The organism is Occultella kanbiaonis (assembly GCF_009708215.1).
GTDB lineage: Bacteria > Actinomycetota > Actinomycetes > Actinomycetales > Beutenbergiaceae > Occultella > Occultella kanbiaonis.
The window spans coordinates 5,174,161-5,187,973 of record NZ_CP046175.1 but is presented as its reverse complement, the minus strand read 5'-3'; the positions used below and the strand labels follow the sequence as shown (position 1 = coordinate 5,187,973).

General features: G+C 70.7%; 13 protein-coding genes. 8 read left to right on the top strand and 5 right to left on the bottom strand.

Features of this window, described 5'->3' with window-relative positions:
• Window positions 1–34: 34 nt before the first annotated feature.
• Window positions 35–829, bottom strand: a complete 795-nt coding sequence (locus tag GKS42_RS23725) for an exodeoxyribonuclease III (protein ID WP_154796066.1) — start codon at window positions 827–829, stop codon at window positions 35–37.
• A 55-nt stretch (window positions 830–884) separates the two neighbouring features.
• On the opposite strand from GKS42_RS23725, the gene pyrE reads away from it, so the two are divergent.
• Both pyrE and GKS42_RS23715 read left to right on the top strand, forming a co-directional pair.
• Window positions 885–1,460 (top strand): orotate phosphoribosyltransferase, encoded by a 576-nt coding sequence (pyrE, locus tag GKS42_RS23720; protein WP_154796065.1) that lies wholly within the window; start codon window positions 885–887, stop codon window positions 1,458–1,460.
• A gap of 87 nt (window positions 1,461–1,547) precedes the next feature.
• Window positions 1,548–2,345 carry a LemA family protein gene (locus GKS42_RS23715; protein ID WP_154796064.1) on the top strand — a complete coding sequence of 266 codons (798 nt, stop codon included), beginning with the start codon at window positions 1,548–1,550 and terminating at the stop codon, window positions 2,343–2,345.
• Window positions 2,346–2,563: 218 nt separating this feature from the next.
• Here the strand turns inward: GKS42_RS23715 and GKS42_RS23710 are convergent, their stop codons facing one another.
• Window positions 2,564–3,337: an HAD-IIA family hydrolase gene (locus tag GKS42_RS23710; RefSeq protein ID WP_154796063.1), complete on the bottom strand. Its 774-nt coding sequence runs from the start codon at window positions 3,335–3,337 to the stop codon at window positions 2,564–2,566.
• Window positions 3,338–3,444: 107 nt separating this feature from the next.
• On the opposite strand from GKS42_RS23710, the gene GKS42_RS23705 reads away from it, so the two are divergent.
• Both GKS42_RS23705 and fbaA read left to right on the top strand, forming a co-directional pair.
• Complete coding sequence (locus tag GKS42_RS23705; protein ID WP_435529683.1) at window positions 3,445–4,071, top strand: TrmH family RNA methyltransferase; 627 nt, start codon at window positions 3,445–3,447, stop codon at window positions 4,069–4,071.
• 114 nt (window positions 4,072–4,185) lie between these two features.
• Window positions 4,186–5,208 carry a class II fructose-bisphosphate aldolase gene (fbaA, locus tag GKS42_RS23700; protein WP_154796061.1) on the top strand — a complete coding sequence of 341 codons (1,023 nt, stop codon included), beginning with the start codon at window positions 4,186–4,188 and terminating at the stop codon, window positions 5,206–5,208.
• A gap of 114 nt (window positions 5,209–5,322) precedes the next feature.
• Here the strand turns inward: fbaA and GKS42_RS23695 are convergent, their stop codons facing one another.
• A complete protein-coding gene (locus tag GKS42_RS23695) occupies window positions 5,323–5,667 on the bottom strand; it encodes an STAS domain-containing protein (protein WP_154796060.1) in 345 nt (114 codons plus the stop codon).
• Between the two features lie 140 nt (window positions 5,668–5,807).
• On the opposite strand from GKS42_RS23695, the gene GKS42_RS23690 reads away from it, so the two are divergent.
• Window positions 5,808–7,955, top strand: coding sequence for an ATP-binding SpoIIE family protein phosphatase (locus tag GKS42_RS23690; protein WP_154796059.1), 2,148 nt, complete (start codon window positions 5,808–5,810; stop codon window positions 7,953–7,955).
• Window positions 7,956–7,959: 4 nt separating this feature from the next.
• Here GKS42_RS23690 and GKS42_RS23685 read toward each other — a convergent pair whose 3' ends face one another.
• Window positions 7,960–8,274 (bottom strand): STAS domain-containing protein, encoded by a 315-nt coding sequence (locus tag GKS42_RS23685; RefSeq protein ID WP_154796058.1) that lies wholly within the window; start codon window positions 8,272–8,274, stop codon window positions 7,960–7,962.
• 115 nt (window positions 8,275–8,389) lie between these two features.
• Here GKS42_RS23685 and GKS42_RS23680 point away from each other — a divergent pair, with 115 nt between their 5' ends.
• Both GKS42_RS23680 and GKS42_RS23675 read left to right on the top strand, forming a co-directional pair.
• Complete coding sequence (locus GKS42_RS23680) at window positions 8,390–8,800, top strand: DUF3151 domain-containing protein (RefSeq protein WP_154796057.1); 411 nt, start codon at window positions 8,390–8,392, stop codon at window positions 8,798–8,800.
• Window positions 8,801–8,857: 57 nt separating this feature from the next.
• Complete coding sequence (locus tag GKS42_RS23675) at window positions 8,858–10,144, top strand: adenylosuccinate synthase (RefSeq protein ID WP_154796056.1); 1,287 nt, start codon at window positions 8,858–8,860, stop codon at window positions 10,142–10,144.
• A 39-nt stretch (window positions 10,145–10,183) separates the two neighbouring features.
• On the opposite strand, the gene GKS42_RS23670 is transcribed toward GKS42_RS23675, so the two are convergent.
• Window positions 10,184–11,818 (bottom strand): carboxylesterase/lipase family protein, encoded by a 1,635-nt coding sequence (locus tag GKS42_RS23670; RefSeq protein WP_154796055.1) that lies wholly within the window; start codon window positions 11,816–11,818, stop codon window positions 10,184–10,186.
• A gap of 244 nt (window positions 11,819–12,062) precedes the next feature.
• Between GKS42_RS23670 and GKS42_RS23665 the strand changes: the two genes are divergently transcribed.
• The gene (locus tag GKS42_RS23665; protein ID WP_154796054.1) at window positions 12,063–13,802 is read left to right on the top strand and encodes a BCCT family transporter; all 1,740 of its coding nucleotides are present in this window, start codon (window positions 12,063–12,065) and stop codon (window positions 13,800–13,802) included.
• Window positions 13,803–13,813 lie beyond the last annotated feature (11 nt).

Sequence of the window (13,813 nt, the reverse complement as noted above, 5' to 3'; positions counted from 1 at the left end):
CTACGCGTTCGGTTCGACTCCTGAGCGTCGGCGGTCAGGCCGGCGGCGCATCCACCTCGAGCACCACGGGCACGTGGTCGGAGGCGCCCTTGCCCTTGCGCTCGTTGCGGTCCACGGCGACGCCGTGCACCCGCTCCGCGAACGCCGTCGACGCGAGCGCGAAGTCGATCCGCATGCCCTCGTTGCGTGGGAACCGGAGCCGCTGGTAGTCCCAGTAGGTGTACACCTGCGGAAGGTGCGCCCGGGTGACCTCGGCGAACCCGGCCGCCTCGATGGCGGCGAATGCGGCGCGCTCGGGCGGGGAGACATGGGTGGCGCCCTGGAACACGGCCATGTCCCAGACGTCCTCGTCATGGGGCGCGATGTTCCAGTCCCCGAGGAGGGCGATGGGCGCCGTCGGGTCGGCCGCCAGCCACCCGGTGCCCGCCTCACGCAGCGCGGCCAGCCAGGCCAGCTTGTACTCGTAGTGGGGATCGCCGAGCGTGCGCCCGTTCGGGATGTACAGGCTCCAGATCCGCAGCCCGGCGCAGGTGGCGCCGATCGCCCGGGCCTCGACGGTGGCCGGGTCCGCCCAGCCGGGCTGGCCGGGGAAGGCGCGCTGCACGTCGGTCAGGCCGACCCGGGACGCGATCGCGACCCCGTTCCACTGGTTCAGCCCGTGGTGGGCCACCTCGTAGCCGAGGGCCTCGAAGGGCAGGTACGGGAACCGGTCGTCGGCGCACTTGGTCTCCTGCATGGCCAGCACGTCGGTGCCGGTGCGCTCGAGCCAGTCGGTGACCCGATCCACGCGGGCCCGGATCGAGTTCACATTCCACGTCGCCACTCGCACCACCCCACCGTATCCGTCGGTGGCCGCCGGCCGGCACGCCGATACACTCTCGCCCGTGACCACCGAGACCACACCCCTGCAGCGACTGGCCGAACTCATCAACGAACTGGCCGTGGTGCACGGCCGGGTCACCCTGAGCAGCGGCCGCGAGGCCGACTACTACGTCGACATGCGCCGAGCCACCCTGCACCACGAGGCGGCACCCTTGATCGGGCACCTGCTCCTGGACGCGCTCGAGGAGGCTGGCTTCGGGCCCGGCGAGATCGACGCCGTCGGCGGCCTGACCCTCGGTGCGGACCCGGTGGTGTGCGCGGTCCAGCACGCCGCGGCGAGCCGGGGCCTGGACCTGGACGCGTTCCTGGTGCGCAAGGAGGCCAAGGGGCACGGCATGAAGCGGCAGGTCGAAGGGCCGGACGTCGCCGGGCGGCGCGTCGTGGTCCTGGAGGACACCTCGACCACCGGCGGCAGCGCCCTCACCGCGGTGGCCGCGGCCCGCGAGGCCGGTGCCGAGGTGGTGGCCGTGGCATCGATCGTGGACCGGGACACCGGCGCCCGTGAGGCGGTTCAGGGGGCAGAACTGCCCTATCTCTGGGTGCTCTCCGCAGCCGATCTAGGCCTCGAGCCCCAGTAGTATCGACCGCACGGGGGCCGCACAGGTACCTCGCCGCGGAAGGGGTCGGACCCCCTCCGGCATCGACGAGTACAGGAGGTGAGCGCCATGGATGCAGGCTTGATCGTCATCCTCATCGTGGTCGTCCTGGTTCTGATCGTGGTCCTCTGGGCCGTAGGCACCTACAACGGCTTCGTGAAGCTGCGGAACCTGGTGCAGGAGGCCTGGCGTCAGATCGACGTCGAACTGCACCGGCGCTATGACCTGATCCCGAACCTGATCGAGACCGTCAAGGGCTATGCCGCGCACGAGCGCAGCGTCTTCGACGAGGTCACCCGGGCCCGCGCCGCGGCCGCGACGCCGGGCGCCACGCCGGCTCAGCAGGCCATCCAGGAGGACCAGCTCTCGAACGCGATCGGCCGGCTGTTCGCCGTCGCCGAGGCCTACCCGCAGCTGCGGGCTGCCGAGAACTTCACCCAGCTCCAGAACGAGCTGACGAACACCGAGGACCGGATCGCCGCCGGCCGCCGGTTCTACAACGCGAACGTGCGGGACCTGAACACCAAGGTGGAGACGTTTCCGCCGAACATCATCGCGAACATGTTCAAGTTCTCCCGCGCCGAGTACTTCGAAGTCACAGACCCGGCCGTGCGGACCGCGCCGCGGGTGTCCTTCCAGGACACCCAGGGCAACGTGGGCACCTACAACCAGAACGCCCCGGCCGCGCAGCCGCGCGCCACGGACTCGCCGGTGCAGCCGGGCACCCAGCAGGGCGGCCCGGGCCAGTACCAGCCGAACAGCTACCAGCCCGGTCAGCCGTTCCAGCAGGGCCCCGGCCAGGGTGGTCAGTACCCCGGCCAGGGTGGTCAGTACCCAGGTCAGGGTGGTCCGCCCCCGCAGCAGTGATCAACCAGCACGTCGAGCGCCCCGGTACCGCAAGGTACCGGGGCGTTCGACGTCTCAGGAACCGCGCGGCACCCTCTGCCCGAACCAGTACCTCCCGCCCGAACCAGTACCTCCCGCCGTCGCGCAGTGCCTCCCGCCCGATACAGAACCGTGGAGCGTTCTGTCTCAGGCGTAGGGGACTTCGTCACCGGCGAGGAGGGAGGCGCCCGGGCGCCTCCTTACAGCAGGCCGATCAGGTCGGCGATGCCGTCATGCACCGCGCTCGGCTGGAACGGGTAGCCCTCCACGTCGGCGCGCTTCGTGGACCCGGTGAGCACCAGGTACGTGCGCAGGCCCGCCTCCATGCCGGCCACGATGTCGGTGTCCATCCGGTCCCCGATCATCGCCGTGTGCTCGGAGTGGGCCTCGATCCGGTTCATCGCGGTGCGGATCATCACCGGGTTCGGCTTGCCGACGAAGTAGGGCTTGCGGCCGGTGGCGGCCGTGATCATCGCGGCGACCGACCCCGTGGCAGGTAGCGGGCCCTCGGCGGAGGGCCCGGTCACGTCCGGGTTCGTGGCGATGAACCTGGCCCCGGCGGCGACCAGTCGGATCGCCCGCGTGATCGCAGAGAAGGAATAGGTGCGGGTCTCGCCCAGCATCACGTAGTCCGGGTCGGTGTCGGTCAGGGTGTAGCCGCGCTCGTACAGCGCCGTGGTCAGGCCGGCCTCCCCGATCACGTACGCGCTGCCGCCCGGGATCTGATCGGCCAGGAACGTCGCCGTCGCCAGCGCCGAGGTCCAGATCGAGCCTTCCTCCACCTCGATCCCCGAGACGCGCAGCCGGGCCGCGAGGTCGCGCGGCGTGAAGATCGAGTTGTTCGTGAGGATCTGGAACGGGACCTGCTTCTGGCGCAGGGTCGCGATGAACTCCGCAGCCCCTGGCAGGGCCGACTCCTCGTGCACGAGCACGCCGTCCATGTCGGTCAGCCAGGTGGTGATCTGTTCGGTCATCTCGGTCTCCTCGCGCGTGTGGGCCACTGCGCACAAGCGTAGGCGGTAACCCTCGTCCGCCGAGGCCCCGCCCTCCGCGCTCGGGGGCGGTCGTGGGCCGGGGGATACTGCCTCACGTGGAGGACAACGAGGCGGTCGGGGTCGGGCCGTGGCCCGGCGACCCGGACCACTGGCCGGACGACCCGCGGCTGGACCCGGAGCTGCTGGCCGCGGGCGACGCCCGCAACGTGGTGGACGGCTACCGGTACTGGCGGCTCGAGGCGATCGTCGCGGACCTGGACACCCGCCGGCACCCGTTCCACGTGGCGATCGAGAACTGGGGCCGCGACTTCAACATCGGGTCCGTGGTCCGCACCGCGAACGCGTTCGCCGCGGCGCAGGTGCACATCATCGGGCGACGGCGGTGGAACCGTCGCGGGGCGATGGTCACCGACCGCTACCAGCACCTGCGCCACCACGAGGACATCGAGGCGTTCGCGGCGTGGGCGGCCACCGAGGGGATCCCGATCGTCGGGGTGGACAACATCGACGGGTCCGTCCCGATCGAGGGGCGCGCCCTGCCGAGCGCGTGCGTCCTGCTGTTCGGCGAGGAGTCGCAGGGGCTGACGCCGGCCGCGCAGGAGGCCAGCGAGGTCGTCGTGCACATCACCCAGTACGGGTCCACCCGGTCCATCAACGCCGGCGCCGCGGCGGCGATCGCGATGCACCAGTGGATCGTCCAGCACGCGCACTGACGCCCGCTCGACCACGCGCCCGGGCGGGCGTCCACGGACAGGGCGCGACCGCCGTCGGGCATTGGATCCGTGGGAGACTGCAGCGACAGCAGAAATCAAGACACAGGAGAGACCATGGGCATCGCCACCCCCGAGGTATACGCCGAGATGATCGATCGGGCGAAGGCCGGCAAGTTCGCCTACCCCGCCGTGAACGTCACCTCCTCCCAGACCCTCACCGCCGCGCTGCAGGGCTTCGCCGAGGCCGAGAGTGACGGCATCATCCAGGTGTCCGTCGGCGGTGCCGAGTACGCCTCCGGCTCCACGATCAAGGACCGCATCGCCGGCTCGCTCGCGCTGACCGCCTACGCCGCCGAGGTCGCGAAGAACTACCCGGTGACCGTCGCCCTGCACACGGACCACTGCGCCGAGGGCAACCTGGACAGCTGGGTCCGCCCGCTCCTGGCCATCGAGGCCGAGCAGGTCAAGTCCGGCAAGCTGCCCTCCTTCCAGTCGCACATGTGGGACGGCTCCGCCGTGCCGCTGGACGAGAACCTCGTCATCGCCGAGGAGCTGCTCGAGCTGTCCCAGGCGGCCCGCACCATCCTCGAGATCGAGGTCGGCGTGGTCGGCGGCGAGGAGGACGGCGTCTCCCACGAGATCAACGACAAGCTCTACACGACGGTCGAGGACGGCCTGGCCACGGTCCGCGCCCTCGGCACCGGTGAGAAGGGTCGCTACCTGACCGCCCTCACCTTCGGCAACGTGCACGGCGTGTACAAGCCGGGCGCCGTCAAGCTCCGCCCGGAGATCCTCGGTGAGATCCAGGCGGCCGTCGGCGCCGAGGTCGGCATCCAGAACCCGTTCGACCTGGTCTTCCACGGCGGCTCCGGCTCCACTGCCGACGAGATCGCGCTCGCCGTGGACAACGGTGTCATCAAGATGAACATCGACACCGACACCCAGTACGCCTTCACCCGCCCCGTGGTCGGCCACATCTTCAGCAACTACGACGGTGTGCTGAAGGTCGACGGCGAGGTCGGCAACAAGAAGGCCTACGACCCGCGCGCCTGGGGCAAGCTGGCCGAGGGCGGCATGGCGGCCAGGATCGTCGAGGCGGCGCAGCAGCTGCGTTCGGCGGGCCAGAAGCTGAGCTGACCGCTCGCGACCCGCGATCCCTCGTCGGTCCACCATTCGGTGGGCCGGCGGGGGATCTCGTGCTTTCCGGCCCGACGGCGGCGCCCGGCCCGGTCCGGTGCGTCGGGCGGTGGGTCAGGCCGGGTCCGGCGGCGTCGCCGCCGATGCCGGCGCGACAGGCGCGCGCTCGTCGGTGTCGACGACGTCCACCATCTCCCCGATCCGGGTCACCTCGAGCAGGAACCGGACCACGTCCGGCGGCTTGATGAGGGTGAGCCGGCCCGGGGTGCGGCTCGCCAGCCGGGCCAGCAGGGCGATCCCGGACGAGTCCATGAACGTGACGTGGCGTGCGTCGACCTGCACCGGCAGCCCGGCCGCCTCCGCGTCCGCGACCGCCTCGGTCAGCTCGGCGTTCAGGGTCAGGTCGATCTCCCCCGAGAGCACCAGGCGGGTGCAACCGGACTCGAGCAGCGCATGCACCGATCCACTGTGATCGGGCACGGCAGGCGGGCGAGAGTCGCTGCTGTTAGCGTCTGCCACACGTGCCTCCTCAGGCCGAATTAGGACGCGCCCTGCGCGCTCCACCCAACAGACCACACCGTAGACGATGGAGGTTCCAGGTGACGAACATCCCGGCGCCTTCCGCGCGTGTGGGCGCCGGGGCGACGGGACCGACCTCGTTCACCAAGGGCCTGGTCCCCGCCGAGCGAGAGGCCGTCGCGGCTGCGGCCGAGGTGCTCCTGACCGGCGACGTCGGGGTCGCCGTGCTGACTGTGACCAGTGTCGGCCCCGTGTTCACCTGGGGCAATGCGGCGTTCGAGCGAGCGACCGGATACAGCCTGGCGCAGGCACGGGCGCAGTACGGGCGGATCCTGAGCCCGGGCTACCAGCCGGTGGTGCGGGGCCTGTTCGCCGAGCACGCGATCGACGGCCAGCCGTTCTCGATGACGCTGCCACTGGTGCGGCGCGACGGCACCGAGATCTCCGTGCCGGTGACCATCACGCCGATGCGGGACGAGAACGGCACCCTGGTCCGGTTCGTCGCGGTGCAGCGAGGCGGCCTGGAGCCGGTCGCGACACCGCCGCCGGACCTCGGCTACCACTCGCGCAATGCGCTCGAGACCGTGGCCCGGGTCTCGGACATCCTCGCCGAGGTCAACGACGAGCAGGCCCTGGACGCGATCGTCCGGCTGCTCACCCGGCACCTGTACACGTGGTGCGGCTTCTTCGCCGACGACGGCGTGCTCAAGCCGATCGGTGGCCTCACCGCAGTCGGTCGCAGCGCGAAGCAACGACGCCGGGGGCGCACCGCCGCGGATCCCGAGGACCCGGTGGGGCGGCTGTTCGCTGCCACCTCGATGCGCCGAGCCCGGATCGCGATGGACGCGGTCGAGATCCCCGGCAGCGCCAGCGCCCAGCTCGTCGATCAGGTGCGCACCCAGCTGGGCGCCTCGCTTGTGCCGGGTGGCGAGCTGCTCGCGCTGCCGCTGCTGGTCCGCGGTCGTGCGCTCGGGCTGATGGCCGTGTTGCTCGGGGGGCGCGACGACGACGCCGAGGGCTCGGAGGCAGTCCTCGAACTCGTCGCCAGACGGGTCGGTCAGGCCATGGACCACCGTCAGCTCTACGAGGCCGAGCACCGGGTCGCCGAAGCCCTGCAGCGGGCGATGCTGCCGGAGCAGGACCAGATCGAGGGCCTGGACGTGTGGACCTACTACGCCCCGAACGCCGAGCACGCCCAGGTGGGCGGGGACTGGTATGACGTGGTGCACCTCGACGAGCGGACCGTCGGGACCGTGGTGGGGGACGTCGTCGGGCACGACGTCGAGGCGGCCGCCGCGATGGGGCAACTGCGTTCGGTGGTGCGGGCGTTCGCGACCGAGCTCGTCGACCCCGGGAAGGTCCTCACGAAGGTCGACCAGATCCTGGAGAACATGCGGATCCGCCGACCGGCGTCCCTGGTCTACGCCAGCCTCACCCCCTCCGACGAGGAGGAGGGCACCTGGTCCCTCGCCTACAGCCGGGCCGGCCACCTGCCCGGGCTGTGGATCAGCGACGGTGAGGTCCGCGAGCTCGACGGTGCGCCCGGGCGGCTGATGGGGTTCGGGACCGAGCAGCGCCAGACGGCCACGGTCCAGGTCAAGCCGGGTGACGCGGTGATGTTCTACACCGACGGGCTCGTCGAGCGCCGCTCCCGCACGATCCAGGAGGGGGTCGGCCTGGTCCGGGAGATCCTGGTGGATGTGGTGGCCACGTCGTCCTCGGCCACGACGGCGGCGGACGTGGGCGAGGCGCTGCTGAGCCGGCTGTCCGAGCCGCCCGAGGACGACATCGCCGTAGTCATCATCCGGTTCCCGGAGCCGGCCGGGCAGGACGGCGCCGACGTGCCGAGGGAGGCCTACTGGCGGCTCGCGGCGGACGTCGACTCGGTGCGGATGGCCCGGCGCCTGACGGTGAGCACGTGCGAGGTGTGGGGTCTGGCGAACACGATGGCGGCCGAACTGGTGGTGGCCGAGCTGATCACGAACGCCGTCGTGTACGGCTGGGGGTCGGTGGGGCTCACCCTCAAGGACGCCGGTGACGGGCTCCGGATCGAGGTGCAGGACAACAACCCGGTGCCACCCACGCCGCTCGAGGTGCACCCGGCCCGGGTCGGCGGCTACGGGATGCACATCGTCACCCGGCTCGCCGACTGGGGCTGGCGGCCGTCGGGCGTCGGCAAGGTGGTCTGGGCGCGGGTGCGCCCCGAGATCCCGCAGGATCTGGTCTAGGCGGCTAGCACCGGTGCGCCGTGTCGATCTCGAACAGGTCGAGCGCACCGGCTACCTTCAGCACGAACAGGTCCCGGGCGCTCGCGCCGCGGAGCACCGTGGTGCCGCCGCGTCGGCCGACCTCATCGGCCAGCGTGATCAGCCAGGTCGCGCCGCTTGAGTCCATGAAGCCCATCCCGCAGACGTCGAGCACGAAGCGGTCGTGCTCGAGATGGCTGACCTGCCGGAGCGCGGTCGGCGCGCTGTCGCTCACGGACAGGTCGAGGTCGCCCGTCACCGTGACAAGGGCCTCGGATGCCGAGGCCGACACATCGATCACGCCGGACCTCCCGTCCCGCTCTCGTGCGAGGCTAGTGGCGGTGCCGGTGACCCGCATGTCGAGCCGGCCCACCGCCGTCGGGCCCGACCCGGCTCGAGGGTGCGAGACTGGCCCCATGGCCGAGAACCTGCTGGGCGGCCCCGCGCCCACCCTCCTGCCCGCCGACCACCCCGACGTCGCTGCGCGCGCCGCCCTCGCCGCCGGCGAGGACCTGCGCACCGTCGCCGCGCGACTGCCCGCCGCCAGCTACGCGTGGGGGCTGCTCGCCCGCGAGGCCCTGGCTGCGGACGACCCGGTCGCCGCGTACGCGTTCGCCCGGACCGGCTACCACCGCGGCCTGGACGCGCTGCGCCGCTCCGGCTGGAAGGGACACGGTCCGATCCCGGCCGACCACGAGCCCAACCAGGGGTTCCTGATCGCCCTGCTCGCGCTCGCGGACGCTGCCGAGGCGATCGGGGAGGCCGAGGAGGCCCAGCGCTGCCGCACGTTCGCCGATGATTCGGACCCGGCGGCACGCAACCTCTGATCCCAGTAAACTCGGGCGGGGCCCGACACGTGGTTCCGCTACGAAAGGGATTCTTCGATGCCAGCGGTGGTGGTCCTCGGTGCCCAGTGGGGCGACGAAGGCAAGGGCAAGGCAACCGACCAGCTCGGTTCGCGGGTGGATTACGTCGTCAAGTTCAACGGCGGTAACAACGCCGGCCACACCGTGGTGGTGGGGGACGAGAAGTACGCCCTGCACCTGCTGCCCTCGGGGATCTTGTCGCCCGGCTGTGTGCCGGTGATCGGCAACGGCGTGGTCGTGGACCTGGAGGTCCTCTTCGAGGAACTGGAGGCGCTCACCTCGCGCGGTGTGGACGTGTCCCGGTTGCTGATCTCCTCCAGCGCGCACGTCATCCCCAGCTACAACCGCACCCTCGACAAGGTCACCGAGCGGTACCTCGGCAAGCGCCAGATCGGGACCACCGGTCGCGGTATCGGGCCCACCTACGCGGACAAGATGAACCGCGTCGGGATCCGCATCTCGGACCTCTTCGATGAGAAGATCCTGCGGGAGAAGGTCGAAGGGACCCTGACCCAGAAGAACCAGGTCCTGGTCAAGATCTACAACCGCCGGGCCGCTGACATCGACGCCGTCACCGCCGAGCTGCTCGCCTATGCCGAGCGGGTCCGGCCGATGGTCGCCGACACCTCGCTCGTGCTCAACCAGGCGCTCGACGCCGGCAAGACCCTGGTGTTCGAGGCCGGCCAGGCCACCATGCTCGACGTGGACCACGGCACCTACCCGTTCGTGACCTCCTCCTCGGCCACGGCCGGCGGGGTGTGCACCGGCGCGGGCATCGGCCCCACCCGGGTGGACCGCGTGGTCGGCGTCATCAAGGCCTACACCACGCGCGTCGGCGAGGGCCCGTTCCCGACCGAGCTCCTCGACGACCTGGGCGAGCACCTGCGCAAGACCGGCGGCGAGTACGGCGTCACCACCGGCCGCCCGCGCCGCACCGGCTGGTACGACGCCGTCATCGCCCGCTACTCCGGCCGCGTGAACGGACTCACCGACCTGGTCCTGACGAAGCTCGACGTGCTCACCGGCCAGGAGAAGGTCCCGGTCTGCGTGGCCTACGACGTCGACGGCGTGCGTCACGACGAGATGCCCGTGGACCAGAGCGCGTTCCACCACGCCAAGCCGATCTACGAAGAGCTCGACGGCTGGTGGGAGGACATCTCGCACTGCCGCACGTTCGCCGAGCTGCCGGTCAACGCCCAGCGCTACGTGCTCGCCCTCGAGGAGATGTCCGGCACCCGGATCTCCGCCATCGGCGTCGGCCCCGACCGCGAGGCGACGATCGTGCGGCACGACCTGCTGGACTGAGCCAGTCCGTCGCGCTTTCGCCCGAGCGGGGCGCGGAGGTTACGCGCTCGCGGACTCGTGCTGGCGCCAGAACGCGAGGTGGTGCTCGGTGGCCACGTCCACGGCTCCGATGGTGCCGGGCGCCAGCGACTGAACGTAGGGCGTGTTCGCTGCGCCGTCGAACCTCGGCCACGCCGGTCCGCCTGCCACGTCCGGGTTCCCGGTGGTGGCGAAGGCCGCCCAGTAGTCGATCATCTGGTCCGAGAGTCGCTGTTGCTCCGCCGTGAAGGTCGGCTCCGCGCCGCTGAGCGCGAAGAAGGACCACAGGTCCGAGGTGTGATAGGCCCCCATCGTCATCGGAGCAGGGCTGCTGAACGGCGGGGCTGGGTCCGAGAACTCGTACTGGTGGACCGGTACGAACCTCGACAGTGCCAGCGACGTCTCGTACTGGCCCGACGCCCACTTGGAGTCGGTGGCGATGGCGGCCCACGCGGCCGCGCCGGATTCGTACGCGCTCCTCGGGTAGACCTCCTCGACCGCCGCCCGGTCGTCGCCGAACGTCTCGGTCATCACTTCCTGGTAGGTCTGTTCGCTCATCGGAGCCGCGCCGCCCTCGTAGCCCACCACCTCCAATGTGGACTCGTCGCGGGTGTGCCCGGAGAGCACCGGGACCCGGTTGAACGCCCCGGTGGAGAACGCCTCACTGGGTTGGGCGGGGAGCAGCTCGGTGCCGTACGCAGGCTGGATGAACCCGTCCATCACCGGCTTGAGGGTCTCCACCGGGAGTGCCCGCAGGCACTCGATGACCGCGTCCGGGTCATCGCTCGTGCAGCCGAGGTCCGTGGCGAGTGCCCGGCCTCGTTCCTGGACGGTCTGCACCGGGAGCAGGATGTCATCGGCCGGCTGTCCCCGGTAGACGGTGTTGGCCAGCCAGGCCAGGTCGCACGAACCGCTCTGCATGATCGCCCGGTCGAAGAGCCCGGCCGCGCCGGGTGAGGCGAGTTGCGCGCAGGTGCTGACGGCGCCCGCGGACTGACCGGCGAGCGTGACGTTGTCCGGGTCGCCGCCGAATGCCGCAGCGTTGCGCTGGACCCACGCCATCGCGGCTTGCTGGTCCGCCAGGCCGAACGTGCCCGAGTCCGCGAGCCCGGGCAGACCGAGGAACCCGAACATCCCGAGGCGGTAGTTGATCGTGACGACGACGGCGTTGCCCCGGGTCGCGAGTCGGCTCGGGTCGTAGTTGTGGCCGGCTCCCATGAAGAAGCCGCCGCCGTGTAGCCACAGGATCACCGGCCGTGGCTCGCCGCTGGTAGCGGCCGGGGTGGTCACGTTCAGATAGAGGCAGTCCTCGCTGGCGCTACCGCCGGGCAGTTCGCCCTCGTTCTGAGCGCAGGCGGGACTCGGGGCGGTGGCATCACGGACCCCGCGCCAGGGCTCGGCAGGCGCTGGGGCACGCCAGCGCAGCTCGCCCACGGGCGGGGCCGCGTACGGGATGCCCTGGAATGAGCGGGTCTCGCCGTCCAGCGACCCCCGGACGAGGCCACCGTCGGTGGTCACGACGATCCGGTCCGCGTTCGCTGTCGCCGACGCTGTCGCCGTCGATGAGCCGTGCGCCACCGATCCCACCAGGGCGAGGAACGTGAGGAGGGTGAGGGTCCACGGGGTGTGTCGATGGCCCGGGTGTGGTGTCTTCATCGTCGGATGCAGCTCCTCTCGTCGGCCGGCGCACCCGCGCCGTGCCCGACAACCAGTTCACAGGCCAGCGGGGCTCGGGGCCACCCGCCGAAGTCGGGGGCGGTACCGACCAAAGTCGGTCGCGGTCCGTCACCGACCCGCGTTTGCGCACGGGCGTGGACACGGTCGATGTGCCGACCGCGGGACCTGTCGCTAGCGTTGCGGGCGTCGTGGACCTTGCGCCCGGCGTCGAGGAGGACGAGTCATGGAGCCGACCGAGTCGGAGCCCACGTCCGGCGAGATCGAGCCCACCTCTCCCGGGCGCTGGTACCACTCCATCCACCCACCGGTCTTCTGGCCGTCGCTGATCCTGGTCGTCTCGTTCGTCGTCGTGGCGATCGTCGGAGGCGACTTGGTCACCGCGGCGATCGGGACGGTCCAGTCCGCCATCGTGGCTGGGTTCGGCTGGTACTACACGGTCATAGTGACCGGGTTCGTCGTCTTCTCCATCTGGGTCGGGGTCGGCCACTTCGGCGACATCAAGCTCTCCAGGGATGACGAGGCGCCCGAGTTCACGCTGACCACCTGGCTGGCGATGCTGTTCGCGGCCGGGATGGGCATCGGGCTGGTGTTCTGGGGTGTGGCCGAGCCGCTGCACCACTTCGCCGGCATCCCGAACCGGGCGTCCGGGATCGTGGGGTCGGACGCCCAGGCCGCGCAGGACTCGCTGGTGCTGACGTTCCTGCACTGGGGGCTGCACCCGTGGGCGATCTACGTGGTCGTCGGGCTCGCCATCGCCTATGCCGTGCACGTGAAGCGGCGACCGATCTCGATCCGGTGGACCCTCGAGCCGCTGTTCGGCCGGCGGGTCAAGGGGTGGCTCGGGGACGTGATCGACGTGGCCGCGATCGTCGGCACCCTGTTCGGCGTGGCCACCTCGCTCGGCATCGGCGTGTCCCAGATCGCCGGCGGGCTCGAGTTCCTGGACATCATCGGCACACCCACGAACCTCACGATGGCGATCCTGATCGGTGCCATCACCGGCGTGGCCATCTTCTCGGTGGTGACGGGTGTGAAGAAGGGCATGAAGTGGCTCTCGAACATCAACATGGCGATGGCGATCGGCCTGTTGATCTTCGTTCTGTTCACCGGGCCCACCCTGTTCCTGCTGCGTGAGTACGTGCAGTCGATGGGCGCCTACCTGCAGCAGATCATCCAGCTCAGCTTCAGCACCTCGGCGCTCGCCGTGACCGACGGCGAGGGCATGGAGTGGCAGGGCTGGTGGTCCGCGTTCTACTGGGGATGGTGGATCTCCTGGGCGCCGTTCGTCGGCGTCTTCATCGCTCGGATCTCCCGGGGCCGCACGGTCCGGGAGTTCGTGCTCGGAGTCCTGTTCGTGCCCACGCTGTTCAGCTTCCTGTGGTTCACCGTGCTCGGCGGCTCGGCCCTGTACCGGGAGGTGTTCGGTGACGGCGGCCTGATCGGCACCGACGCCGCGGGCGAGAACACGGTCCACGAGTCGAACACGCTCTTCATCCTGCTCCGCGAACTGCCCGGGGGCACCATCGTGTGCGGCCTGGCGATCATCCTCGTGGTGCTGTTCTTCGTCACGTCCTCGGACTCGGGGTCGCTGGTAGTGGACATGCTCGCCTCCGGTGGCGACCCGGAGCCGCCCACGTGGAGCCGGGTGCTGTGGTCGCTGCTGGAGGGTGCGGTAGCCCTGGCCCTCGTCATCGCCGGTGGTCTGGTGGCCCTGCGCGGGGTGGCGATCGCCATCGCGCTGCCGTTCAGCGTGGTGATGATCCTGATGTGCTTCGCGTGCCTGAAACAGTTCCGGTACGAGCGCCAGCAGATGCTCCGGGCGCAACGGATGCTGCGGCGCGACCAGTTGACCGAGCACGTCTCGCGGGCACTGATCGAGGACGGCCTCGTCGGGGTGCGCCCGGACGCCGAGCGGGGCCGGCGGAGCCGGCTCCTGGACCGGCTCCTCGGCCGCACGGGCTGATCGTCCCGGAG